General features: G+C 65.5%; 35 protein-coding genes. All 35 read left to right on the forward strand.

The window, feature by feature from the left end; translation table 11 throughout:
- The first annotated feature begins 6 nt into the window (after nucleotides 1–6).
- The 35 genes from fusA to rpsD all read left to right on the forward strand — a co-directional run bounded on the left by fusA (nucleotide 7) and on the right by rpsD (nucleotide 21,177).
- Entirely contained in the window at nucleotides 7–2,106 is a 2,100-nt protein-coding gene (gene fusA, locus ACFWY5_RS04250) for an elongation factor G (RefSeq protein WP_379614542.1), read from the forward strand.
- 116 nt (nucleotides 2,107–2,222) lie between these two features.
- Entirely contained in the window at nucleotides 2,223–3,416 is a 1,194-nt protein-coding gene (gene tuf, locus ACFWY5_RS04255; protein ID WP_379614540.1) for an elongation factor Tu, read from the forward strand.
- A gap of 267 nt (nucleotides 3,417–3,683) precedes the next feature.
- Nucleotides 3,684–3,992: a 30S ribosomal protein S10 gene (rpsJ, locus tag ACFWY5_RS04260; protein ID WP_012887830.1), complete on the forward strand. Its 309-nt coding sequence runs from the start codon at nucleotides 3,684–3,686 to the stop codon at nucleotides 3,990–3,992.
- A gap of 14 nt (nucleotides 3,993–4,006) precedes the next feature.
- A complete protein-coding gene (gene rplC, locus ACFWY5_RS04265; RefSeq protein WP_184958077.1) occupies nucleotides 4,007–4,660 on the forward strand; it encodes a 50S ribosomal protein L3 in 654 nt (217 codons plus the stop codon).
- Entirely contained in the window at nucleotides 4,657–5,313 is a 657-nt protein-coding gene (rplD, locus tag ACFWY5_RS04270; RefSeq protein WP_379614538.1) for a 50S ribosomal protein L4, read from the forward strand. The genes rplC and rplD overlap by 4 nt, the downstream gene beginning before the upstream one ends.
- Nucleotides 5,313–5,615, forward strand: coding sequence for a 50S ribosomal protein L23 (gene rplW / locus ACFWY5_RS04275; RefSeq protein ID WP_379614536.1), 303 nt, complete (start codon nucleotides 5,313–5,315; stop codon nucleotides 5,613–5,615). Before rplD ends, rplW begins: the two co-directional genes overlap by 1 nt.
- A 90-nt stretch (nucleotides 5,616–5,705) precedes the next feature.
- The gene (gene rplB / locus ACFWY5_RS04280; RefSeq protein WP_379570559.1) at nucleotides 5,706–6,542 is read left to right on the forward strand and encodes a 50S ribosomal protein L2; all 837 of its coding nucleotides are present in this window, start codon (nucleotides 5,706–5,708) and stop codon (nucleotides 6,540–6,542) included.
- 11 nt (nucleotides 6,543–6,553) lie between these two features.
- Nucleotides 6,554–6,832 (forward strand): 30S ribosomal protein S19, encoded by a 279-nt coding sequence (gene rpsS / locus ACFWY5_RS04285; protein WP_184958073.1) that lies wholly within the window; start codon nucleotides 6,554–6,556, stop codon nucleotides 6,830–6,832.
- A gap of 29 nt (nucleotides 6,833–6,861) precedes the next feature.
- Nucleotides 6,862–7,215 carry a 50S ribosomal protein L22 gene (gene rplV, locus ACFWY5_RS04290; protein WP_379614534.1) on the forward strand — a complete coding sequence of 118 codons (354 nt, stop codon included), beginning with the start codon at nucleotides 6,862–6,864 and terminating at the stop codon, nucleotides 7,213–7,215.
- Nucleotides 7,215–8,072: a 30S ribosomal protein S3 gene (rpsC, locus tag ACFWY5_RS04295; RefSeq protein WP_379614532.1), complete on the forward strand. Its 858-nt coding sequence runs from the start codon at nucleotides 7,215–7,217 to the stop codon at nucleotides 8,070–8,072. Before rplV ends, rpsC begins: the two co-directional genes overlap by 1 nt.
- Before the next feature lie 2 nt (nucleotides 8,073–8,074).
- Nucleotides 8,075–8,494 carry a 50S ribosomal protein L16 gene (rplP, locus tag ACFWY5_RS04300; RefSeq protein WP_184958070.1) on the forward strand — a complete coding sequence of 140 codons (420 nt, stop codon included), beginning with the start codon at nucleotides 8,075–8,077 and terminating at the stop codon, nucleotides 8,492–8,494.
- Nucleotides 8,494–8,733 carry a 50S ribosomal protein L29 gene (rpmC, locus tag ACFWY5_RS04305; protein ID WP_184958069.1) on the forward strand — a complete coding sequence of 80 codons (240 nt, stop codon included), beginning with the start codon at nucleotides 8,494–8,496 and terminating at the stop codon, nucleotides 8,731–8,733. Before rplP ends, rpmC begins: the two co-directional genes overlap by 1 nt.
- Nucleotides 8,726–9,007: a 30S ribosomal protein S17 gene (rpsQ, locus tag ACFWY5_RS04310; RefSeq protein ID WP_184958068.1), complete on the forward strand. Its 282-nt coding sequence runs from the start codon at nucleotides 8,726–8,728 to the stop codon at nucleotides 9,005–9,007. Before rpmC ends, rpsQ begins: the two co-directional genes overlap by 8 nt.
- Nucleotides 9,008–9,212: 205 nt before the next feature.
- Entirely contained in the window at nucleotides 9,213–9,584 is a 372-nt protein-coding gene (rplN, locus tag ACFWY5_RS04315) for a 50S ribosomal protein L14 (protein WP_043623452.1), read from the forward strand.
- An 11-nt stretch (nucleotides 9,585–9,595) separates the two neighbouring features.
- On the forward strand, nucleotides 9,596–9,892 hold the full coding sequence (gene rplX / locus ACFWY5_RS04320) for a 50S ribosomal protein L24 (protein WP_379614716.1): 297 nt from the start codon (nucleotides 9,596–9,598) through the stop codon (nucleotides 9,890–9,892).
- Nucleotides 9,892–10,467: a 50S ribosomal protein L5 gene (gene rplE / locus ACFWY5_RS04325; RefSeq protein WP_184958066.1), complete on the forward strand. Its 576-nt coding sequence runs from the start codon at nucleotides 9,892–9,894 to the stop codon at nucleotides 10,465–10,467. Before rplX ends, rplE begins: the two co-directional genes overlap by 1 nt.
- A 3-nt stretch (nucleotides 10,468–10,470) precedes the next feature.
- On the forward strand, nucleotides 10,471–10,656 hold the full coding sequence (locus ACFWY5_RS04330; protein WP_020542298.1) for a type Z 30S ribosomal protein S14: 186 nt from the start codon (nucleotides 10,471–10,473) through the stop codon (nucleotides 10,654–10,656).
- Between the two features lie 168 nt (nucleotides 10,657–10,824).
- Nucleotides 10,825–11,223 (forward strand): 30S ribosomal protein S8, encoded by a 399-nt coding sequence (gene rpsH / locus ACFWY5_RS04335; RefSeq protein WP_184958065.1) that lies wholly within the window; start codon nucleotides 10,825–10,827, stop codon nucleotides 11,221–11,223.
- A gap of 16 nt (nucleotides 11,224–11,239) precedes the next feature.
- Nucleotides 11,240–11,782 carry a 50S ribosomal protein L6 gene (gene rplF, locus ACFWY5_RS04340; protein WP_379614528.1) on the forward strand — a complete coding sequence of 181 codons (543 nt, stop codon included), beginning with the start codon at nucleotides 11,240–11,242 and terminating at the stop codon, nucleotides 11,780–11,782.
- A 2-nt stretch (nucleotides 11,783–11,784) separates the two neighbouring features.
- Nucleotides 11,785–12,168: a 50S ribosomal protein L18 gene (gene rplR / locus ACFWY5_RS04345; RefSeq protein WP_184958063.1), complete on the forward strand. Its 384-nt coding sequence runs from the start codon at nucleotides 11,785–11,787 to the stop codon at nucleotides 12,166–12,168.
- Nucleotides 12,169–12,220: 52 nt separating this feature from the next.
- The gene (rpsE, locus tag ACFWY5_RS04350; RefSeq protein ID WP_379614526.1) at nucleotides 12,221–12,853 is read left to right on the forward strand and encodes a 30S ribosomal protein S5; all 633 of its coding nucleotides are present in this window, start codon (nucleotides 12,221–12,223) and stop codon (nucleotides 12,851–12,853) included.
- A 2-nt stretch (nucleotides 12,854–12,855) separates the two neighbouring features.
- Nucleotides 12,856–13,038 carry a 50S ribosomal protein L30 gene (rpmD, locus tag ACFWY5_RS04355; protein ID WP_049572666.1) on the forward strand — a complete coding sequence of 61 codons (183 nt, stop codon included), beginning with the start codon at nucleotides 12,856–12,858 and terminating at the stop codon, nucleotides 13,036–13,038.
- Nucleotides 13,039–13,040: 2 nt separating this feature from the next.
- Entirely contained in the window at nucleotides 13,041–13,496 is a 456-nt protein-coding gene (rplO, locus tag ACFWY5_RS04360; RefSeq protein ID WP_184958061.1) for a 50S ribosomal protein L15, read from the forward strand.
- 171 nt (nucleotides 13,497–13,667) lie between these two features.
- On the forward strand, nucleotides 13,668–14,978 hold the full coding sequence (gene secY, locus ACFWY5_RS04365) for a preprotein translocase subunit SecY (RefSeq protein ID WP_379614523.1): 1,311 nt from the start codon (nucleotides 13,668–13,670) through the stop codon (nucleotides 14,976–14,978).
- Complete coding sequence (locus tag ACFWY5_RS04370; protein ID WP_379630515.1) at nucleotides 14,978–15,628, forward strand: adenylate kinase; 651 nt, start codon at nucleotides 14,978–14,980, stop codon at nucleotides 15,626–15,628. Before secY ends, ACFWY5_RS04370 begins: the two co-directional genes overlap by 1 nt.
- Before the next feature lie 106 nt (nucleotides 15,629–15,734).
- Nucleotides 15,735–16,541, forward strand: coding sequence for a type I methionyl aminopeptidase (gene map, locus ACFWY5_RS04375; protein ID WP_379614519.1), 807 nt, complete (start codon nucleotides 15,735–15,737; stop codon nucleotides 16,539–16,541).
- 37 nt (nucleotides 16,542–16,578) lie between these two features.
- A complete protein-coding gene (locus ACFWY5_RS04380) occupies nucleotides 16,579–16,992 on the forward strand; it encodes a DUF1707 domain-containing protein (protein WP_379614517.1) in 414 nt (137 codons plus the stop codon).
- A gap of 97 nt (nucleotides 16,993–17,089) precedes the next feature.
- Nucleotides 17,090–17,494 carry a hypothetical protein gene (locus ACFWY5_RS04385; protein WP_379614515.1) on the forward strand — a complete coding sequence of 135 codons (405 nt, stop codon included), beginning with the start codon at nucleotides 17,090–17,092 and terminating at the stop codon, nucleotides 17,492–17,494.
- 394 nt (nucleotides 17,495–17,888) lie between these two features.
- Nucleotides 17,889–18,224, forward strand: a complete 336-nt coding sequence (locus tag ACFWY5_RS04390; protein ID WP_379614513.1) for a hypothetical protein — start codon at nucleotides 17,889–17,891, stop codon at nucleotides 18,222–18,224.
- Between the two features lie 55 nt (nucleotides 18,225–18,279).
- The gene (locus tag ACFWY5_RS04395) at nucleotides 18,280–18,888 is read left to right on the forward strand and encodes a class F sortase (RefSeq protein ID WP_379614511.1); all 609 of its coding nucleotides are present in this window, start codon (nucleotides 18,280–18,282) and stop codon (nucleotides 18,886–18,888) included.
- 195 nt (nucleotides 18,889–19,083) lie between these two features.
- Nucleotides 19,084–19,305: a translation initiation factor IF-1 gene (gene infA, locus ACFWY5_RS04400; RefSeq protein WP_012887858.1), complete on the forward strand. Its 222-nt coding sequence runs from the start codon at nucleotides 19,084–19,086 to the stop codon at nucleotides 19,303–19,305.
- 88 nt (nucleotides 19,306–19,393) lie between these two features.
- The gene (gene rpmJ / locus ACFWY5_RS04405) at nucleotides 19,394–19,507 is read left to right on the forward strand and encodes a 50S ribosomal protein L36 (RefSeq protein WP_003956441.1); all 114 of its coding nucleotides are present in this window, start codon (nucleotides 19,394–19,396) and stop codon (nucleotides 19,505–19,507) included.
- Between the two features lie 193 nt (nucleotides 19,508–19,700).
- Nucleotides 19,701–20,081, forward strand: coding sequence for a 30S ribosomal protein S13 (gene rpsM, locus ACFWY5_RS04410; RefSeq protein ID WP_379614509.1), 381 nt, complete (start codon nucleotides 19,701–19,703; stop codon nucleotides 20,079–20,081).
- 44 nt (nucleotides 20,082–20,125) lie between these two features.
- On the forward strand, nucleotides 20,126–20,530 hold the full coding sequence (gene rpsK / locus ACFWY5_RS04415) for a 30S ribosomal protein S11 (protein WP_020542285.1): 405 nt from the start codon (nucleotides 20,126–20,128) through the stop codon (nucleotides 20,528–20,530).
- A 20-nt stretch (nucleotides 20,531–20,550) separates the two neighbouring features.
- Complete coding sequence (gene rpsD, locus ACFWY5_RS04420; protein WP_379614507.1) at nucleotides 20,551–21,177, forward strand: 30S ribosomal protein S4; 627 nt, start codon at nucleotides 20,551–20,553, stop codon at nucleotides 21,175–21,177.
- The last annotated feature ends 28 nt before the right edge of the window (nucleotides 21,178–21,205 follow it).

Consider the following 21,205-nt stretch of genomic DNA (forward strand, 5'->3'; position numbering starts at 1 on the left):
AGAGAAGTGGCCGCAACGACCGCTCTTGACCTGGCCAAGGTCCGCAACATTGGGATCATCGCCCATATCGATGCGGGCAAGACCACGACGACCGAGCGCATCCTGTTCTACACCGGTATCAACTACAAGATCGGTGAGGTCCACGATGGCGCTGCCACCATGGACTGGATGGAGCAGGAGCAGGAGCGCGGCATCACGATCACGTCCGCCGCGACGACTGCCGAGTGGGACGGTCACACGATCAACCTGATCGACACCCCGGGCCACGTCGACTTCACCATCGAGGTTGAGCGCAACCTGCGCGTCCTCGACGGCGCGGTCACCGTGTTCGACGGTGTCGCGGGTGTCGAACCGCAGTCCGAGACGGTGTGGCGGCAGGCTGACCGCTACGGCGTTCCGCGCATCTGCTTCGTTAACAAGATGGACCGCGTCGGCGCGGAGTTCCACCGCTGCGTCGACATGATGGTCAGCCGTCTGGCGGCGACGCCGGCGGTTGTCCAGCTTCCGTGGGGCGTCGAGGCCGGCTTCAAGGGCGTCATCGACCTCATCCGGATGAAGGGCCTGCTCTGGAGCGAAGAGGCGGCCAAGGGCGAGATGTACGACGTCGTCGACATCCCGGCCGACCACGCCGAGATCGCTCGCGAGTGGCGCGACCGTCTGGTCGAGACCGTCGCCGAGAACGACGACGAGCTGATGGAGCTCTACCTCGACGCCGTCGAGCCCACCGAGGAGCAGCTGGTCGCCGCCATCCGGCGCGCGACCCTGGCCAGCGCCATCAACCCGGTCCTCACCGGCACCGCGTTCAAGAACAAGGGCGTGCAGCCCCTGCTCGACGCCATCGTCGCCTACCTCCCCGCGCCGACCGACATCCCGGCCTTCAAGGGCCACGCGGTCGGCAACGAAGAGGAGATCATCGAGCGGCACGCGGACCCCGAGGAGCCCTTCTCGGCTCTGGCCTTCAAGATCATGAGCGACCCGCACCTGGGCAAGCTCACCTACCTCCGCATCTACTCGGGTTCGCTCGAGACCGGCTCGCAGGTGCTCAACCCTGTGAAGGGCCGTAAGGAGCGGATCGGCAAGATCTACCAGATGCACGCCAACAAGCGCGAAGAGCGCCCGTCGGCGTACGCCGGTCAGATCGTCGCCGTCATGGGTCTGAAGGACACCACGACCGGTCACACGCTCTGCGACGTGAACAAGCCCGTGGTTCTGGAGTCGATGACGTTCCCGGCCCCGGTCATCCAGGTCGCGATCGAGCCCAAGACCAAGGGCGACCAGGAGAAGCTGTCCACCGCCATTCAGCGTCTGGCCGAGGAGGACCCGTCCTTCCGCGTCCAGCGTGACGAGGAGACCGGTCAGACGATCATCTCCGGCATGGGCGAGCTCCACCTGGAGATCATCGTCGACCGTATGCGCCGCGAGTTCAAGGTCGAGGCCAACGTCGGTCGTCCGCAGGTCGCCTACCGCGAGACCATCCGCCGCAAGGTGGAGAAGGTCGACTACACCCACAAGAAGCAGACCGGTGGTTCCGGTCAGTTCGCGCGGGTCATCATCAACCTCGAGCCGCTCGGCGAAGGCAACGACGGGTACGAGTTCGAGAACAAGGTCTCGGGTGGCCGCGTCCCGAGGGAGTACATCCCCTCGGTCGACGCCGGCGCCCAGGAAGCCGCCGAGTTCGGCGTGCTGGCCGGTTACCCGATGGTCGGCGTGAAGGTGACGCTGACCGACGGTGCCGCGCACGACGTCGACTCCTCGGAAATGGCCTTCAAGATCGCTGGCTCGATGGCCTTCAAGGAGGCCGCGCGCAAGGCGGACGCTGTGCTTCTCGAGCCGATGATGGCCGTCGAGGTCACCACGCCCGAGGACTACATGGGTGACGTCATCGGTGACCTCAACGGCCGCCGCGGGCAGATCCAGTCGATGGACGAGCGCTCCGGCGCCCGCGTCATCACCGCCCTGGTTCCGCTGTCCGAGATGTTCGGCTACGTGGGTGACCTTCGTAGCAAGACGCAGGGCCGCGCGAGCTACAGCATGCAGTTCGACTCCTACGCGGAGGTGCCGCCCGGCATCGCCAAGGAGATCGTCGCGAAGGCCCGGGGCGAGTAGTACAAACCCCGGAGTCCCTGGTGAGGCGGTGCGAGCCGCCTCACCGCCCAGGGGCCGGGTAACTTCCCGGGCCCGAGTGTGAAGTAAGTCAGTCAGATTCTCTAAGGAGAGAACCAGTGGCTAAGGCCAAGTTCGAGCGGACTAAGCCGCACGTGAACATCGGCACCATTGGGCACATCGACCACGGCAAGACCACTCTGACCGCGGCGATCACCCAGGTGCTGCACAAGCGCTTCCCCGAGATCAATGAGGCGACCCCGTTCGACAAGATCGACAAGGCGCCCGAGGAGAAGGCTCGCGGCATCACGATCTCGATCGCGCACGTCGAGTACCAGACCGAGAAGCGCCACTACGCTCACGTGGACTGCCCCGGTCACGCCGACTACGTGAAGAACATGATCACCGGTGCTGCCCAGATGGACGGCGCGATTCTGGTGGTCGCGGCGACCGACGGTCCGATGCCCCAGACGAAGGAGCACGTCCTCCTGGCTCGCCAGGTCGGCGTTCCCTACATCGTCGTGGCGCTCAACAAGTCCGACATGGTGGACGACGAGGAGATCCTGGAGCTCGTCGAGCTCGAGGTTCGTGAGCTCCTGTCCGCTCAGGAGTTCCCCGGCGACGACCTCCCCGTGGTCCGCGTCTCCGCGCTCAAGGCGCTGGAGGGCGACACCAAGTGGGAGGACAGCATCATCGAGCTGATGACCGCTGTCGACGAGAACGTCCCCGAGCCGGTCCGTGAGACCGACAAGCCGTTCCTGATGCCGGTCGAGGACGTTTTCTCGATCACGGGTCGCGGCACCGTCGTCACCGGTCGTATCGAGCGCGGTGTGGTCAAGGTCAACGAGACCGTCGACATCATCGGCATCAAGGAAGACAAGACCACCACCACGGTCACCGGTGTCGAGATGTTCCGCAAGCTGCTCGACGAGGGCCAGGCCGGTGACAACGTCGGTCTGCTCCTGCGTGGCATCAAGCGCGAGGACGTCGAGCGCGGTCAGTGTGTCATCAAGCCGGGCACCACGACCCCGCACACCGAGTTCGAGGCTCAGGTCTACATCCTGGGCAAGGACGAGGGCGGCCGCCACACGCCGTTCTTCAACAACTACCGCCCGCAGTTCTACTTCCGTACGACGGACGTGACCGGTGTGGTGAACCTCCCCGAGGGCACCGAGATGGTCATGCCGGGCGACAACACCGAGATGCGCGTTGAGCTGATCCAGCCCATCGCCATGGAGGACGGTCTGAAGTTCGCGATCCGTGAGGGTGGCCGCACCGTCGGCGCCGGTCGCGTGACGAAGATCCTCAAGTAGCACGATTCGCCGGGGCGGCGGTCGGCCTCATCACAGGGCCGGCCGCCGATCCGCGAAAGCTCCAGCACGGCTCCACGCAAAGCCGTGATCTCGCAGTGGCTTCGGACGACCGCAGGTTGTGACCGAAGTAACTGCCGGATCACGGAAGAAAACGGCAGATCGTATGCGTCTGCTACGTGGGGTTATCGGGCGGTTTCGCCCGTATGAACAGCGGCAACAGGCCGCACGATACTTTTTCAGACGACAGCGAAGGACACCGAGGCCACTATGGCGGGACAGAAGATCCGCATCCGGCTTAAGGCCTATGACCACGAGGTCATCGATAGCTCGGCCAAGAAGATCGTCGAGACGGTGACGCGGACTGGCGCGAAGGTCGCGGGCCCGGTGCCGCTGCCGACCGAGAAGAACGTGTACTGCGTCATCCGCTCGCCGCACAAGTACAAGGACAGCCGCGAGCACTTTGAGATGCGCACGCACAAGCGGCTGATTGACATCATCGACCCCACGCCCAAGACCGTCGACTCGCTCATGCGGCTCGACCTCCCCGCGGGCGTTGACATCTCGATCAAGCTCTGAGGGAACGCACTGACATGGCTAAGACGATCAAGGGCGTCCTGGGCAAGAAGCTCGGCATGACCCAGGTCTTCGACGCGGACAACCGGATGGTTCCGGTGACCGTGGTCGAGGCCGGTCCGTGCGTGGTGACCCGCGTCCGCAGCGCTGAGAAGGACGGCTACTCCGCCATCCAGCTCGGCTTCGGGCAGGTCGACCCCCGGAAGGTCAACAAGCCGCTCGGCGACTACCTGCGTAAGCACGACATCACCCCGCGCCGTTACTTTGCGGAGATCCGCACCGACGACGCGAGCGACTACACCCTGGGCCAGGAACTGCTGGCCGACACCTTCGAGGCCGGCCAGTACGTCGACGTGACTGGCAAGTCCAAGGGCAAGGGCTTCGCCGGTGTCATGAAGCGCCACGGCTTCAAGGGCCTGGGCGCCTCGCACGGTACGCAGCGCAAGCACCGCTCGCCGGGTTCCATCGGTGGCTGCGCCACCCCGGGCCGCGTATTCAAGGGTCTTCGCATGGCTGGCCGGATGGGTAACGTCCGCACCACCGTGCAGAGCCTCAAGGTTCACGCCGTGGACGCCGAGAAGGGCCTCATCCTGATCAAGGGTGCGATCCCCGGCGCCAACGGCAGCCTGGTCCTCGTCCGTACCGCTGCCAAGAAGGGGGCTGCCAAGTGAGTACCACTATTGACGTCCTCGACGCCAGCGGCGCGAAGACCGGCACGGTTGACCTCCCCGAGAACATCTTCGGGGTCAAGGTCAACGTTCCGCTGATCCACCAGGTGGTCGTGGCCCAGCTCGCCGCTCGCCGGCAGGGCACCCACAAGGCCAAGACCCGTGGTGAGGTCCGTGGTGGCGGCAAGAAGCCTTACCGCCAGAAGGGCACCGGCCGCGCCCGTCAGGGTTCGACCCGCGCGCCCCAGTTCGCCGGCGGTGGCGTCGTCCACGGTCCGGTCCCGCGCGACTACTCGCAGCGGACCCCGAAGAAGATGAAGGCCGCCGCCCTGCGTGGCGCCCTGTCCGACCGGGCGTCCGGCAACCGCGTTCACGTGGTCAGCACGCTGGTCACGGGGGAGACCCCGAAGACCAAGGCCGCCCTGGAGGCGCTGCGTAAGATCACCCAGGCTCCGCGCGTTCTCGTCGTCGTCGACGAGGCCGACGAGCTGACCTGGATGAGCCTGCGCAACGCTCCGGAGGTCCACCTGCTGGACGCCGGGCAGCTGAACACCTACGACGTGCTCGTCCACGACGACGTGGTCTTCACGCAGGAGGCCTACGACCAGGTCGTCGCGCGGCTTTCGGTCGAGTCGAGCAAGAAGGAAGACGCCTGATGGAGAAGATCGCCGACCCGCGCGACGTCATCATCAAGCCGGTCGTCTCCGAGAAGAGCTACGGCCTGATCGATGAGCACAACAAGTACACGTTCCTGGTCCGTAAGACCGCGAACAAGACTCAGGTGAAGATTGCCGTCGAGCAGATCTTCGGGGTCAAGGTCAGCAGCGTGAACACCATCAACCGGCAGGGCAAGCGCAAGCGCACCCGCACCGGTTTCGGCAAGCGTCCCGACACCAAGCGCGCGATTGTGAGCCTGGTCGAGGGCGATCGGATCGACATCTTCGGTCAGATCGGCTAGTGCTCGCCGTACATAGCTAGAAAAGGGCGAACCGCCGCATGTTCGTGCGGCGGGCTCTCCCATGTAACCGACAAAGGATGAACGAAAAAGATGGGCATCCGTAAGTACAAGCCGACGACCCCGGGTCGCCGCGGCTCGAGTGTCTCGGACTTCTCCGAGATCACCCGCAGCACGCCCGAGAAGTCGCTGCTTGCGCCCCTTCACAGCAAGGGCGGCCGCAACGTACACGGCCGGGTCACCGCTCGCCACCAAGGCGGCGGTCACAAGCGCGCCTACAGGATTATCGACTTCCGCAGGCATGACAAGGACGGCATTCCGGCCAAGGTCGCTCACATCGAGTACGACCCCAACCGGACCGCCAACATCGCTCTGCTGCACTACGCCGATGGTGAGAAGCGCTACATCATCGCTCCCACCGGCCTCAAGCAGGGCGACCGGATCGAGAACGGCCCTTCGGCCGACATCAAGCCGGGCAACTGCCTGCCGCTGCGCAACATCCCGACCGGTACCTTCATCCACGCGGTGGAGCTCCGTCCGGGCGGTGGCGCCAAGCTGGGTCGTTCCGCCGGTGCGCAGATCCAGCTGCTCGCCAAGGAAGGCCAGTACGCCACGCTGCGTATGCCTTCCGGCGAAATGCGCATGGTCGACGTGCGTTGCCGCGCGACTGTCGGTCAGGTGGGCAACGCCGAGCAGGCCAACATCAACTGGGGCAAGGCCGGACGTATGCGGTGGAAGGGCAAGCGCCCGACCGTCCGCGGTGTCGCGATGAACCCCGTCGACCACCCCCACGGTGGTGGTGAGGGTAAGACCTCCGGTGGTCGCCACCCGGTCAACCCCAAGGGCAAGCCCGAGGGCCGTACCCGTCAGGCGAACAAGGCCAGTGACAGGCTGATCATCCGCCGTCGGTCCAAGAGGAAGAAGCGGTAGGAGCAGCCACAATGCCACGTAGCCTTAAGAAGGGCCCCTTCGTGGACGACCACCTTCAGAAGAAGGTCGAAGTCCAGAACGAAAAGGGTTCCAAGAACGTCATCAAGACGTGGTCGCGCCGGTCGATGATCGTGCCCGACATGCTCGGTCACACGATCGCCGTGCACGACGGCCGCAAGCACGTCCCGGTGTTCGTCACCGAGTCGATGATCGGCCACAAGCTCGGCGAGTTCGCGCCTACGCGGACGTTCCGCAGCCACGTCAAGGAAGACCGCCGCAGCCGGCGATAAACAGCCTTCAGAAGTAAGAGGAGTAAGCGATGGAAGCCAGGGCTCAGGCGCGGTTCGTCCGTGTCACGCCCCTCAAGGCCCGCCGCGTGGTGGACCTTATTCGCGGGCTGCCCGCTTCGGAGGCGCAGGCCGTGCTGCAGTTCGCTCCCCAGGCGGCGAGCGAGCCGATCTACAAGGTGCTCTCGAGCGCGATGGCGAACGCGGAGCACAACTTCAAGCTCGACCCCGAGTCGCTCGTCGTGAGCCGTGCGTGGGTCGACGAGGGCCCGACGCTGAAGCGGTTCCGTCCGCGTGCCCAGGGTCGCGCCTATCGGATCAACAAGCGGACGAGCCACATCACCGTGATCGTGGAGTCCCGCGAGCCGAAGGGAAGGACCCGATAGTGGGCCAGAAGGTTAACCCGCACGGGTTCCGCCTCGGCATCACGACCGACTTCAAGAGCCGGTGGTACGCCGACAAGCTGTACAAGTCATACGTCGCCGAGGACGTGTCGATCCGCCGCATGCTGCAGAAGGGCATGGAGCGGGCCGGCATCTCCAAGGTCGAGATCGAGCGCACGACGGACCGCGTACAGGTGGACATCCACACCGCGCGTCCCGGCATCGTCATCGGCCGCCGCGGCGCCGAGGCGGACCGCATCCGTGGTGACCTGGAGAAGCTGACCAAGAAGCAGGTTCAGCTCAACATTCTCGAGGTCAAGAACCCGGAGATCGACGCTCAGCTGGTGGCTCAGGCCGTCGCCGAGCAGCTGTCCAGCCGTGTCTCGTTCCGCCGCGCCATGCGCAAGGCGATGCAGTCGGCCATGAAGTCCGGCGCCAAGGGCATCCGTGTCCAGTGCTCCGGTCGTCTGGGCGGCGCCGAGATGTCCCGGTCGGAGTTCTACCGCGAGGGTCGCGTGCCGCTGCACACCCTGCGCGCGGACATCGACTACGGCTTCTACGAGGCCCGCACGACCTTCGGCCGTATCGGCGTGAAGGTCTGGATCTACAAGGGCGAGGCTCCGACCAGCCGCGCCGAGCGTGAGGCGGCTGCCGCCGGTGCTCGCGCCGGCCAGCGTCGTGAGCGCGACGACCGTCGTGGTGGCGGCGGCGACCGTCCGCGTCGTGGTGGTGGCGCCGGTGGCGCTCGCCGCGGTGGCGGTGGCGGTGGCCGTGGCGACCGCGCCCCCCGCACCGAGGCGGCCGCACAGGCTGCCCCCGAGACCGGCCCGGCTGCGCAGCCGGGTGCTGAAGGGAGCTGACCATGCTGATCCCGCGCAGGGTCAAGCACCGCAAGCAGCACCGGCCCGACCGCAGTGGCGCCGCCAAGGGTGGCACCAGGGTCACGTTCGGCGAGTTCGGCATTCAGGCGATTGAGCACTCCTACGTGACCAACCGCCAGATCGAGTCCGCGCGTATCGCGATGACCCGCCACATCAAGCGTGGTGGCAAGGTGTGGATCAACATCTACCCCGACCGTCCCCTCACCAAGAAGCCCGCCGAGACCCGCATGGGTTCCGGTAAGGGTTCGCCGGAGTGGTGGATCGCCAACGTCAAGCCCGGACGCGTGATGTTCGAGCTGTCGGGTGTCGCGGAGCCGGTGGCTCGCGAAGCGCTCAAGCGCGCGATCCACAAGCTCCCGATGAAGTGCAAGATCGTCAAGCGTGAAGTGGGTGAGGCGTGATGGCCAAGAGCCTGACCGCCGGCGAGCTGCGGGTGGAGGACCAGGACACCCTGGTCCAGAAGCTCAAGGAAGCCAAGGAGGAGCTGTTCAACCTTCGCTTCCAGTCAGCGACCGGTCAGTTGGAGAGCCACGGGCGGCTGCGTGCCGTTCGCCGCGAGATCGCCCGCATCTACACCGTGATGCGCGAGCGCGAGCTCGGCATTGTCACGGTGGTTGAGAAGGAGTCGAGCGATGGCTGAGACCGAGACCACTGAGACGACGCAGCGGACCTTCCGCAAGGTCCGCGAGGGCCTGGTCGTCAGCGACAAGATGGACAAGACCGTCGTCGTCGCTGTCGAGGACCGCGTCAAGCACCGTCTGTACGGCAAGGTCATCCGCCGTACGACCAAGTACAAGGCACACGACGAGGCCAACGCCTGTGGCGTCGGCGACCGCGTGCTGCTCATGGAGACCCGCCCGCTCTCCGCTACCAAGCGGTGGCGCGTGGTGGAGATCCTCGAGAAGGCCAAGTAAGGCCCGCTCGGATATATGCGCGCCTCGTGGGGGCTGTCTCGACAGCCCCCATGACGGCGTCCAAGGACGTGGCCGTCGTACGGCTGCCGCGTCGCCTGCGGTGCGGCCTCTCTCCTGGAGAGGGGCTGTGGCCGGGGGAACAAGACAACGACAGGTTCCGCCAGGCTCGGCTCGCTGAGAACCGGCGCGACTAACAGGAGTAACAGTGATCCAGCAGGAGTCGCGACTCAAGGTCGCCGACAACACGGGTGCCAAGGAGATTCTCTGCATCCGCGTTCTCGGTGGCTCGGGTCGACGCTACGCGGGTATCGGCGACGTGATCGTCGCCACGGTTAAGGACGCCCTCCCCGGCAGCACGGGCGTCAAGAAGGGTGACGTGGTCAAGGCCGTCGTCGTCCGCACGGTCAAGGAGCGCCGCCGGCCTGACGGCTCCTACATCCGCTTCGACGAGAACGCCGCCGTCATCATCAAGGACAGCGGCGACCCTCGTGGCACTCGTATCTTCGGCCCGGTCGGCCGCGAGCTGCGCGACAAGAAGTTCATGCGCATCATCTCGCTCGCTCCGGAGGTGTTGTAATGCCGAAGTTCCTGCACGTGAAGAAGGGTGACCTGGTTCAGGTCATCGCCGGCAAGGACAAGGGTGCCAAGGGCCGGGTCATCGCCTCCCTCCCGCACGAGGACCGTGTGGTGGTCGAGGGCGTCAACCTGATCAAGAAGCACTCGAAGGAGACCAACCAGGGTCCGCGTGGCGCCAAGCAGGGCGGCGTGCAGACCATGGAGGCCCCCATCCACGTGAGCAACGTGAAGAAGCTCAAGGACGACAAGCCCGCGGAGAAGAAGGCCGACGAGAAGAAGGCCGACGCTTCGGAGGGTGAGGACAGCTGATGACTGCCACGACCACCGAGACCGAGCGTCCGACGCCGCGCCTCAAGACGAAGTACCGCGAGGAGATCATCGCGAAGCTTCGTGAGGAGTTCGGCTTCGAGAACGTCATGCTGGTGCCCGGCCTGACCAAGATCAAGGTCAACATGGGTGTCGGCGAGGCCGCTCGCGACTCCAAGCTGATCGAGGGCGCTGTCCGCGACCTCACGGTGATCACCGGCCAGAAGCCGGCCGTCGTCCGCGCCCGCAAGTCCATCGCGCAGTTCAAGCTGCGTGAGGGCATGCCGATCGGCGCGCACGTGACCCTTCGCGGCGACCGGATGTGGGAGTTCCTCGACAGGCTGCTGTCGCTGGCGCTGCCCCGTATCCGTGACTTCCGCGGTCTGTCGCCGAAGCAGTTCGACGGCAACGGCAACTACACCTTCGGTCTGACCGAGCAGGTCATGTTCCACGAGGTCGACCAGGACAAGGTCGACCGCCCGCGGGGCATGGACATCACGGTCGTGACCACCGCGAAGAACGACGACGAGGGCCGGGCGCTGCTGAAGCTCCTCGGCTTCCCTTTCAAGGAGGCCTAAACGATGGCGAAGAAGTCGCTGATCGCCAAGGCGGGGCGTAAGCAGAAGTTCGAGGTCCGGGCCTACACCCGTTGCTCTCGCTGTGGCCGTCCCCGCGCCGTCTACAGGAAGTTCGGCCTGTGCCGTGTCTGCTTCCGTGAGATGGCGCACCGGGGCGAGCTGCCCGGCATCACCAAGTCCAGCTGGTAGGTACTCTAAGGGGCGGCCGTTCTCCGGCCGTCCCTGGAGTGCGCCAGCCGTACTTTCCAGATATATCCAAACTGGGTGCTCCGTCGGAGCGCCCGTGACCACGCCGAAGGTCCACCGGTAGAGCTCTGCTTCACCGACTGGAAACCGCGGCGAGGAAGGCCGTTGGCCATGACGATGACCGACCCGATCGCAGACATGTTGACGCGTCTGCGCAATGCGAATTCGGCATATCACGACAGCGTGACCATGCCGTATTCCAAGATCAAGGCGCACATCGCCGAGATCCTCCAGCAGGAGGGTTACATCCAGGCCTGGACCGTTGAGGACGCCAAGGTCGGGAAGAACCTCGTGGTGGAGCTCAAGTTCGGGCCGAGCCGTGAGCGTTCGCTCGCGGGGCTGCGCCGGGTTTCCAAGCCCGGGCTGCGTGTATATGCGAAGAAGGACAACCTGCCTCGAGTTCTGGGCGGGCTGGGCGTCGCGATCATTTCGACGTCTGGCGGGCTCATGACCGACAAGCAGGCCGGCAAGCGTGGCGTGGGCGGCGAAGTCCTCGCCTACGTCTGGTAGAGGGGAGGAACACAGCATGTCGCGAATCGGACGGCTGCCCATCCCTGTGCCCAGTGGCGTAGACATCACGATCACCGGCCAGGACGTCCAGGTCAAGGGCCCGAAGGGCACGCTTTCTCACACGGTGGCCGAGCCCATTTCGGTGGCTCGCGCCGAAGACGGGACCATCGCGGTCTCCCGTCCCAATGACGAGAACAAGGTCCGTGCGCTGCACGGCCTGTCTCGCACGCTCATCGCCAACATGGTGCAGGGTGTCACTCAGGGCTACTCCAAGAGCCTTGAGATCGTCGGTGTCGGCTACCGCGTTCAGGCCAAGGGCCCGTCGCAGCTCGAGTTCGCGCTCGGCTTCAGCCACCCGGTGATCGTTGACGCTCCCGAGGGTGTCACCTTCCGCGTCGAGAAGCCGACGCTGTTCCACGTGGACGGCATCGACAAGCAGAAGGTCGGCGAGGTCGCCGCGAACATCCGCAAGCTGCGCAAGCCTGACCCCTACAAGGGCAAGGGTGTGCGGTACCAAGGCGAGCAGATCCGCCGCAAGGTCGGAAAGGCTGGTAAGTAGGCATGGCTGGCAAGACTGCGTACAGCAAGCACACGGCTGCCCGCACCGTCTCGCGGGCCCGCCGTCACGGCCGCGTCCGCAAGAAGGTCGTCGGTACGGCGGAGCGTCCGCGCCTCGTCGTCAACCGCTCGACCCGGCACCTGTTCGTCCAGATCGTGGACGACTCCAAGGGTCACACGCTGGTCAGCGCCTCGACCATGGACGCCACGCTGCGTTCGGCCGAGGGCGACAAGACCGCGAAGGCCAAGAAGGTCGGCGAGCTCCTCGCTCAGCGGGCCAAGGATGCCGGTATCACCGCTGTCGTGTTCGACCGTGGTGGTAACCGCTACGCGGGCCGTATCGCCGCTCTGGCGGACAGCGCCCGTGAAGGCGGGCTCGAGTTCTGATGAGGAACCGAGGATCGCAACTGATGGCAACAGCTGAGAAGAGGAACCACTGATGGCTGCAGCTCCGCGTCGCGGTGGCGGCACCGGTGGCGAGCGGCGGGACCGTCGCGACGACCGCCGCGGTGGCGCCGCCGACAAGGGCGTTTCGTACATCGAGCGCGTAGTGAAGATCAACCGAGTGGCCAAGGTCGTGAAGGGTGGTCGTCGCTTCAGCTTCACCGCCCTGGTAGTCGTCGGTGACGGCAACGGCCTGGTCGGCGTCGGCTACGGCAAGGCCAAGGAAGTCCCCGCGGCCATCGCCAAGGGTGTCGAAGAGGCGAAGAAGCACTTCTTCCGCGTTCCTCGCATCCAGGGCACCATTCCGCACACCGTGCAGGGCGAGGAGGCGGCCGGCGTCGTCTTCCTGCGTCCGGCCTCGGCCGGTACCGGCGTCATCGCCGGTGGCCCGGTGCGCGCGGTCCTGGAGTGCGCGGGCATCCACGACGTGCTGTCCAAGTCGCTCGGCTCGGACAACCCGATCAACATCGTGCACGCCACGGTCGCGGCGCTGCGGGGTCTGTCGACTCCCGAGGCGATCGCGGCCCGTCGTGGCCTGCCGATCGAGGACGTCGCTCCCAAGGCGATGCTCAAGGCGCGCGCCGAGGGTATTGCCGAGGCTGCCGCGGCGGCTAAGGCGGTGAGCTAGTCATGGCACGCCTGAAGATCACTCAGGTTCGCTCGAAGATCGGTGGCAAGCAGAACCAGCGTGACTCGCTGCGTTCGCTTGGCCTGAAGCGAATCGGCGACGTCGTCGTCAAGGAGGACCGTCCCGAGATCCGTGGGATGGTCTCCGTGGTGACGCACCTCGTCGTGGTGGAAGAGGTCGACTAGTCATGACTGACAAGGCTCCGCTCAAGATTCACGACCTGCGTCCTGCTCCTGGATCCAACAAGTCGAAGGTCCGCAAGGGCCGCGGCGAGGCGTCCAAGGGCAAGACCGCTGGTCGCGGCACCAAGGGCTCGCGGGCCCGCACGACGGTTCCCCTCGGTTTCGAGGGTGGCCAGGTGCCGCTGCAGCGCCGTCTGCCGAAGCTGAAGGGCTTCTCCAACGCGCTGTTCAAGACGACGTACCAGGTTGTCAACCTGGACAAGCTCGGCGAGCTGTTCCCCGACGGTGGCGAGGTCACCGTCGAGACGCTGGTCGCCAAGGGCGCCGTCCGCAAGAACCAGCCGGTGAAGGTCCTCGGCACCGGTGAGATCTCCGTCGCGGTGAACGTGCAGGCTCACGCCTTCTCGGGTTCCGCGAAGGAGAAGATCACCGCTGCTGGTGGGTCCGTTACCGAGCTGTAAGACCGCTATGACGAGGCGTGGGGGCCCTGACCATGGGCCCTCACGCCCGTAGTGCGTTAGAGTTCGCGAGACGGCAGGCATCTGTCCGGCTCGAATTGACTTGACACTTCAAATGGCAGATCCCCGCACCATCGCATACTCACACCGCCACCATGGCGCGCAGGAGGGACCGTGCTGACCGCGTTTACCCGGGCGTTCCGGACGCCGGACCTGCGCAAGAAGTTGCTCTTCACTCTGGGCATCATCGCGCTGTTCCGACTCGGCTCGGTTCTTCCGACTCCGGGCGTTCACGTCCAGAATCTCGCGACCTGTCTCGAACAAGCACGAGACAGTTCCGCCGGCAACATCTATGGAATGGTGCAGCTGTTCAGCGGCGGCGCCCTTCTGAAGTTGTCGGTTTTCGCGCTGGGCATCATGCCGTACATCACCGCGAGCATCATTCTGCAGCTGCTCGTCGTCGTGATCCCCCGACTAGAAGCCCTGAAGAAGGAGGGGCAGGCCGGGCAGACGAAGATCACGCAGTACACGCGTTATCTGACCATCGGCCTCGGCATTCTCCAGTCGACCGCCTTCATCGCGCTGGCCCGTACCGGTCAGCTGTTCCCGCAGTGCCAGCAGGAGATCCTGCTCGACCCGGACAACATCTTCGGGATCGTCACGATGGTCATCATCATGACGGCGGGCACCTCGGTGATCATGTGGCTCGGTGAGCTCATCACCGACCGCGGTGTCGGCAATGGTATGTCGATCCTCATCTTCACGCAGGTCGTCGCGGTCTTCCCGTCCGAGCTGGCCAACATCTTCCAGGCGAACAGGTTCACCTTCGCCGCCGTTCTGGTGGTCGGTATCTTCATGATCGCCGCGGTCGTCTTCGTCGAGCAGGCTCAGCGCCGCATCCCCGTGCAGTACGCCAAGCGGATGGTCGGGCGCCGGATGTATGGCGGCACTTCCACCTACATCCCGCTGAAGGTGAACCAGGCGGGCATCATCCCGGTCATCTTCGCGTCGTCCCTGCTTTATCTGCCGCAGCTGCTCACCTCGCTGTTCGCCAACGCGGAGAGCCCGAACGCGGTGGTGCAGTGGATCTCGCAGAACTTCGTGACGGGCGACACCCCGATCTACATGATCACGTTCTTCCTCCTGATCGTGTTCTTCACCTACTTCTACGTGTCGATCACCTTCAACCCCACTGAGATCGCCGACAACATGAAGAAGTACGGTGGGTTCATTCCGGGTATCCGCCCGGGACGGCCTACGGCCGAATACCTGAACTTCGTGCTCACCCGGCTGACCGCGCCCGGCGCGCTGTATCTGGGTCTGATCGCCATGGTCCCGATCGTCGCTCTGGCCATCGCCGGTGCGAGCCAGAACTTCCCGTTCGGAGGGACGAGCATTCTCATCATGGTTGGTGTCGGCCTGGACACGGTGAAGCAGATCGAAAGCCAGCTCCAGCAGCGTAACTACGAAGGTTTCCTGCGCTAGTGAGGCTGGTTCTGGTCGGGCCCCCCGGAGCGGGTAAGGGGACACAGGCCCAGTACATCGCATCAAACCTGTCCATCCCGAAGATCTCGACAGGTGACATTTTCCGTGCCAATGTCTCGGGCGGCACGGAGCTCGGCAGGCTCGCCAAGACGTACATGGACCGCGGTGACCTCGTGCCCGACGAGGTCACGATCGCCATGGTCCGTGACCGGCTCCGTGAGGACGACGCGCAGGACGGTTTCCTGCTCGACGGCTTCCCCCGCAACGTGTCGCAGGCCGAGGTGCTGCGCGACATGCTGAAGGACTGGGAGCAGGGTCTCGACCTCGTGCTGGAGCTCGTGGTCGACGACGAGGAGGTGGTACGCCGGCTGGCCGGCCGGCGTACCTGCAGTCAGTGCGGGCGCATCTGGCACGTCGAGTTCGACGACAAGAAGGACGACGTCTGCGACGCGTGCGGAGGCAAGCTCTTCCAGCGCGACGACGACAAGGAGGAGACCGTCAGGCATCGCCTGGAGGTCTACCAGGAGCAGACGGCGCCGTTGGTCTCCTTCTATGCGAAGGACGACCTTCTCGTGGGCGTCGACGCCACCGGGCCGGTGGAAGAGGTCACGCAGCGGGCCATGGAGGCGATTCGCCCTTTCATGGGATAGCGAGCTAAGTATGCGAGGTGGCGCGGGATTCCGTGCCACCTCGCGGCTATTGTGGGGAATTGACCTCCCGCGTCCGCCCGTTGAAACACCCTGGGGGGTGCCACACGTGTTCAAGAAGAACCGGCATGGAATTCAGATCAAGTCGCCTGAGCAGCTCGAGAAGATGCGGGCGGCCGGTCTGGTCGTCGGGCGTACGCTCGATCTGCTGAAGCGCTCGGTGCGGCCCGGCATGACGCCGCTGGACCTCGATGTGATCGCGGAGAAGGCGATCCGCGAGGAGGGCGCCGTTCCGTCGTTCAAGGGCTATCAGGGCTTTCCCGCGACGATCTGCGCCTCGGTCAACGACGAGGTCGTCCACGGGATCCCGACCAATGCCCGCCAGTTGCGCGAGGGCGACATCATCTCGATCGACTGCGGCGCGATCCTGGACGGCTGGCACGGCGACTCGGCGGTGACCGTCGCGGTGGGTGAGGTGGCGCCCGAGCTGATCGAGCTCATGCGGGTGACGGAGGAGTCGATGTGGCGGGGAATCGCGGCACTCAAGGTGGGCGCGAACCTGTCCAACATCGGCTTCCAGGTGGAGAAGTACGTCAAGTCCCAGGGCCGCTACGGCATCCCCCAGGAGTACGGCGGGCACGGCATCGGCACCGAGATGCACATGGACCCGTGGATCGCCAACCACGGCAAGCCGGGCCGCGGGCCGGTTCTGGAAGAGGGCATGTGCCTGGCGATCGAGCCCATGGTGAACCTGGGCGGAGCGCGTACGCGGGTGCTGGCCGACGAGTGGACCGTCGTGACGATGGACGGCAAGCCCTCCGCGCACTTCGAGCACAGCGTCGCGGTGACACATAATGGTCCTTGGGTGCTAACCGCCCTCGATGGGGGCAAAGAGCGTCTAGCACAGCTGAACTAGCGGCCGGGAGTTGAGGGTGATGGCGCAAAGCCCCGAGATGAGGGCGTCCGACGTCGATCGCGACCGGGTGGCCGCAGTCCTGCGTGAACACACGGCACAGGGCCGCATCACCATGGACGAGTTCAACGATCGGCTTGAGCAGCTGTACCAGAGCAAGACCTATGGCGAGCTGGCCAGGCTCACCGCCGACCTGCCCGACGTGGACCTGCGGGCACGGCCCGCGAAGGCGGTCGGAGCGGGGGCGCCGGCGCCGAAGCAGGGCATGCATCCCGGGATGCGCGGCGCGTGGGGCGCATGGGCGGCGGCCAGCGGCATCAACTGGGTGATCTGGCTGATCGTCAGCGTGACCTCGGGCGACTTCATCTATCCGTGGCCGCTGTGGGTGATGGGGCCGTGGGGTGTGATCCTTCTGCTGAGTACGGTCTTCGGTAGCGGGCCGCGCCGTACGTAAAAGTGGTATGTGTGCATTCCTGCGCAGATCGGGCGGGTTCTGCTTCCTAACGTGAGCGGTGTCGGCAACAGCCGGCCCAACTCCCGGAGGAAGACAGATGCGTAAGTTCCTCGTAGCAGCAGCGATCGCCGGATCCGTCGCCAGCGGCCTCGCCCTCGCCCCCGCCGCCCAGGCGAGCGCCGACACGTCGAGCTCGGCCGGCTTCTGGGGGCCGTACTTCTCCAGCAACGGTGGCAAGGCCTACGCGAAGGGCCGCACCTACAAGTCCGGCGGATACGTGCACACGATCTGGTCCGGCAAGGAGAAGTTCGGCGGCGACAAGAAGTACGGCTACGTCTGGTTCGAGTACTACAAGGGCGGCAGCTGGCACAAGTTCTACCGCCACTGGAACGGCTCGGGCGGCAGCAGCTGGAAGTCCAAGGGCATCAAGAAGATGTACACCTACACCTGCTGGGGCAAGAAGCCGAACCACTACTGCGGTTCGAAGCACCGCATCTACTAGGCGATTCCCGCACAGAGCCCGTCCGTGACCTGGTCACGGGCGGGCTTTGCCCTATATCCGGAGTGAAAGACGCACTCTTTACCGCTGGTGCCAGTTGGCGGCGATCACGAGGGGTAGATGATCTTTGACCAGCGAACCGGCGCTTTAGGGGGACAGATTGAGACGTGTCCTGCTCGGGGTGCTGGTGACCGCGTTCTCCACTACGGGGGCTTCGTCTGCGGAGCTAGGGGTGAGTGTTTCGCCGGCCAGTGCCGGGCCTGGTGAGCGGGTGACCGTCTATGTCCATTCGTGCACGGCTGTGGATCAGGTTGTCGCCTCTTCGATGGCGTTCGCCGGACAGCATGTGCGGCTGGGGCGGGGTGGGAGTCCCGGCGGGTGGGCGGGGAGCGTGGAGGTGCAGGACAACGCGGTCAGCTCGGTGCACGAGGTGACCGCCCGGTGCTCCGATCGGCTGGTCAGGACCTACCTCACCGTGCGCGGCCATCCCCGGCGCGGGCCGGAGACCGGAGGGGGCGGGCTGGCCCTTGGCGGTGGTTCCGGGCTCGCCGACTCCGGGCTCGCCGACTCCGGGCTCGCCGACTCTGGGCTCGCCGACTCCGAGGTCGCGGGTTCCGAGGCTGCGCGGGCGCCTTGGCTGGCGGGGGCGCTGGGTGTGCTCCTTCTGGTGTCCGGGGGCGGTGCGCTGGCCGCCTGGAGGCGGTGGCGCGGCTCGCGTGACGCCGCGCCCTAGAGACTCGTGCCCGCCTGGCGCCGCGTGTCGGCGGTCGTCGGCGCCGGGCGGGCACGTGATCGTCGCTGTGGGGCTCCTTCTGGGCCTTTCCTCCTGTACGGCGCCGCCCGCCGTGCCCTGGGAGGTGGCCGGTGGGCCGCCTGCCGTACCGGGGAAGGGGTGGCCGCGGCCGCTCGCGGGAGAGCTGAGCAGGGCCGAGCCCACGCGGGTGCTGATCCCGCGCCTTCAGGTGAGCGCGCCGCTCGTGGTGCTCGGGGTGGGTGGCGACGGGGCGCTGGCGGTGCCACCTCTGGACCACGGGAATGTGGCCGGATGGTACGGCGGCGGCGTGACGCCGGGGGAGCGTGGCTCGGCGGTGATCGCGGGGCATCTCGACACCAGTCGGGGACCGGCGGTCTTCGCCCGGCTGGGAGAGCTGCGGGCGGGAGACGTGGTGGGCGTGGTGCGCGCCGACGCGAATGTGGCGGTGTTCGTCGTGGAACGGTTGTCGCGCGCGCCCAAGGACCGCTTCCCCGCCGAGGAGGTCTACGGGCCGACGGACACGCGCTGGTTGCGCCTGGTGACCTGTGGAGGCAGCTTCGACCGGGTGCGGCGTACCTATAGCGACAACGTGATCGTGCACGCGCGCTTCCGAGCGGCGTACGCGAGCGCGGACTTGCGCTAAACTGGCGCATGGTTGTGTCAGGACACCTGGCACGCGTTTCGCGTTTTTAGCTCAGGTGTCGTACACTCCTTAGTCGGCTCACTTTGACTGTCACGCGTCGGCGATCCTTGCCGGTCGCCGCTCTCTTCGAAGCGTGATGTCGCGGCTGCAGTGAACCGAAACCTCAGACGACCGATCAGTGAAACGCGAGGGATTTTGGCCAAGAAAGACGGCGCCATCGAGATCGAGGGCACTGTGGTTGAGTCGCTCCCGAACGCCATGTTCCGGGTGCAGCTCGACAACGGCCATAAGGTCCTGGCCCACATCAGCGGCCGGATGCGGATGCACTACATCCGAATCCTGCCTGACGACCGGGTAGTCGTTGAACTGAGCCCCTACGACCTCAGTCGTGGGCGGATCGTCTACCGATACAAGTAACGACGGAACCCGCCGCTCCGCGGGGATGTTCCGGCGTTAGGCGCGGGTTTCGGCCCGCGAGGAAACACGTCTGAGGATACGAAGGACAATGAAGGTTAAGCCGAGCGTCAAGAAGATCTGCGACAAGTGCAAGGTGATTCGCCGGCACGGTCGCGTCATGGTGATCTGCGACAACCTGCGCCACAAGCAGCGTCAGGGCTAGTCGCGGTAAGGCTTCTCCGAGTCCGACACCCGTCAAGGGGTGGCGGGCTCGACGCATGAGCAGCCTGAAGTAATCGCGTGCCACACCCACATCAGTGGGACACCCTCGGTCGGAGGCCGAGGCCCTCACCCCGGGCATGGGGAGGGGCAGTGGAGCGCAAGACCTCCGCCACAGAGAAGGAGAATGCCCGACCATGGCTCGCCTGGTTGGCGTCGATCTCCCCCGCGAAAAGCGGCTGGAGATCGCTCTCACCTACATTTTCGGAATCGGCCGCACCCGGGCCCTTGAGATCCTCAAGGCCACCGGCGTCAGCGGCGACCTTCGCGTGCACCAGCTCTCCGACGCTGAGCTCGTCCCGATGCGTGACTACATCGAGTCGAACTACAAGATCGAGGGTGACCTGCGCCGCGAGGTCCAGGCCGACATCCGTCGCAAGATCGAGATCGGTTGCTACCAGGGCATCCGTCACCGCAAGGGTCTTCCCGTCCACGGCCAGCGCACGCAGACCAACGCGCGCACCCGTAAGGGCAAGAAGAAGACCGTCGCCGGTAAGAAGAAGCCCGGTAAGAAGTAGTTCGCGCAGCCGCGGACCGAAGACCTCAGGAGTAATGGCTAACAATGCCTCCTAAGAGCCGTCAGGGCGCACCGAAGAAGGTGCGCCGCAAGGAAAAGAAGAACGTCGCTCACGGGCACGCCCACATCAAGAGCACGTTCAACAACACGATCGTCTCGATCACCGACCCCAACGGGAACGTGATCTCCTGGGCCAGCGCCGGCCACGTGGGTTTCAAGGGCTCCCGTAAGTCCACCCCGTTCGCCGCCCAGATGGCCGCCGAGAACGCCGCCCGCCGCGCCATGGAGCACGGTATGCGCAAGGTCGACGTCTTCGTGAAGGGCCCCGGCTCCGGCCGTGAGACCGCGATCCGTTCGCTGCAGGCGACCGGGCTCGAGGTCGGCTCCATCCAGGACGTGACCCCGGTTCCGCACAACGGCTGCCGTCCGCCGAAGCGCCGCCGCGTCTGACACCCAGGAGATATTGAGAAATGGCTCGTTACACGGGCGCGGACTGCAAGCTCTGCCGTCGGGAGAAGACCAAGCTCTTCCTCAAGGGCAGCAAGTGCGAATCCGCCAAGTGCCCCATCGAGATCCGTCCTTACCCGCCGGGTGAGCACGGTCGCGGTCGTCCCAAGGAGTCTGAGTACCAGCTCCAGCTTCGTGAGAAGCAGAAGACCCGCCGCATCTACGGCGTCCTCGAGAAGCAGTTCCGCAACTACTACGAGGAAGCCAGCGCCAAGACCGGCAAGTCCGGTGAGGTGCTTCTCCAGATTCTGGAGAGCCGTCTCGACAACGTCGTCTTCCGCGCCGGGTTCGCCCAGTCGCGTGACGCCGCCCGCCAGCAGGTGCGCCACGGCCACATCCTGGTGAACGGCAAGAAGGTCGACATCCCGTCGTACCGCGTTCGCGAGCACGACATCGTCGAGGTCCGCGAGAACAAGCGCAACCTGATGCCGTACGAGGTGGCCCGCGCCACCGCCGGCGAGCGCACCGTTCCGCCGTGGCTCGGCGTCGTGCCGGAGAAGCTCCGCGTCCTGGTTCACCAGCTGCCCGTCCGCGGTCAGATTGACACCCAGGTCCAGGAGCAGCTGATCGTCGAGTACTACTCCAAGTAGTCACTCGCCTCTAAGTGGAGTACGGCCT

This window comes from Nonomuraea sp. NPDC059007 (genome assembly GCF_042740555.1).
Taxonomy (GTDB): domain Bacteria; phylum Actinomycetota; class Actinomycetes; order Streptosporangiales; family Streptosporangiaceae; genus Nonomuraea.

What these genes read in the sequence shown, in the direction of transcription:
- rpsE (WP_379614526.1), top strand. Translation starts at nt 12,221, where the DNA reads ATGGCTGCAGCTCCGCGTCGCGGTGGCGGCACCGGTGGCGAGCGGCGG.
- rpsD (WP_379614507.1), top strand. Translation starts at nt 20,551, where the DNA reads ATGGCTCGTTACACGGGCGCGGACTGCAAGCTCTGCCGTCGGGAGAAG.
- rplC (WP_184958077.1), top strand. Translation starts at nt 4,007, where the DNA reads ATGGCTAAGACGATCAAGGGCGTCCTGGGCAAGAAGCTCGGCATGACC.
- rpmD (WP_049572666.1), top strand. Translation starts at nt 12,856, where the DNA reads ATGGCACGCCTGAAGATCACTCAGGTTCGCTCGAAGATCGGTGGCAAG.
- rpsH (WP_184958065.1), top strand. Translation starts at nt 10,825, where the DNA reads ATGACGATGACCGACCCGATCGCAGACATGTTGACGCGTCTGCGCAAT.
- ACFWY5_RS04330 (WP_020542298.1), top strand. Translation starts at nt 10,471, where the DNA reads ATGGCGAAGAAGTCGCTGATCGCCAAGGCGGGGCGTAAGCAGAAGTTC.
- rplE (WP_184958066.1), top strand. Translation starts at nt 9,892, where the DNA reads ATGACTGCCACGACCACCGAGACCGAGCGTCCGACGCCGCGCCTCAAG.
- rpsJ (WP_012887830.1), top strand. Translation starts at nt 3,684, where the DNA reads ATGGCGGGACAGAAGATCCGCATCCGGCTTAAGGCCTATGACCACGAG.
- ACFWY5_RS04380 (WP_379614517.1), top strand. Translation starts at nt 16,579, where the DNA reads ATGAGGGCGTCCGACGTCGATCGCGACCGGGTGGCCGCAGTCCTGCGT.
- rpmC (WP_184958069.1), top strand. Translation starts at nt 8,494, where the DNA reads ATGGCCAAGAGCCTGACCGCCGGCGAGCTGCGGGTGGAGGACCAGGAC.
- rplF (WP_379614528.1), top strand. Translation starts at nt 11,240, where the DNA reads ATGTCGCGAATCGGACGGCTGCCCATCCCTGTGCCCAGTGGCGTAGAC.
- rplV (WP_379614534.1), top strand. Translation starts at nt 6,862, where the DNA reads ATGGAAGCCAGGGCTCAGGCGCGGTTCGTCCGTGTCACGCCCCTCAAG.
- ACFWY5_RS04385 (WP_379614515.1), top strand. Translation starts at nt 17,090, where the DNA reads ATGCGTAAGTTCCTCGTAGCAGCAGCGATCGCCGGATCCGTCGCCAGC.
- rpsK (WP_020542285.1), top strand. Translation starts at nt 20,126, where the DNA reads ATGCCTCCTAAGAGCCGTCAGGGCGCACCGAAGAAGGTGCGCCGCAAG.
- rpsQ (WP_184958068.1), top strand. Translation starts at nt 8,726, where the DNA reads ATGGCTGAGACCGAGACCACTGAGACGACGCAGCGGACCTTCCGCAAG.
- rplW (WP_379614536.1), top strand. Translation starts at nt 5,313, where the DNA reads ATGGAGAAGATCGCCGACCCGCGCGACGTCATCATCAAGCCGGTCGTC.
- rplB (WP_379570559.1), top strand. Translation starts at nt 5,706, where the DNA reads ATGGGCATCCGTAAGTACAAGCCGACGACCCCGGGTCGCCGCGGCTCG.
- rplR (WP_184958063.1), top strand. Translation starts at nt 11,785, where the DNA reads ATGGCTGGCAAGACTGCGTACAGCAAGCACACGGCTGCCCGCACCGTC.
- rplP (WP_184958070.1), top strand. Translation starts at nt 8,075, where the DNA reads ATGCTGATCCCGCGCAGGGTCAAGCACCGCAAGCAGCACCGGCCCGAC.
- rpsS (WP_184958073.1), top strand. Translation starts at nt 6,554, where the DNA reads ATGCCACGTAGCCTTAAGAAGGGCCCCTTCGTGGACGACCACCTTCAG.
- rpmJ (WP_003956441.1), top strand. Translation starts at nt 19,394, where the DNA reads ATGAAGGTTAAGCCGAGCGTCAAGAAGATCTGCGACAAGTGCAAGGTG.
- rplO (WP_184958061.1), top strand. Translation starts at nt 13,041, where the DNA reads ATGACTGACAAGGCTCCGCTCAAGATTCACGACCTGCGTCCTGCTCCT.
- rpsM (WP_379614509.1), top strand. Translation starts at nt 19,701, where the DNA reads ATGGCTCGCCTGGTTGGCGTCGATCTCCCCCGCGAAAAGCGGCTGGAG.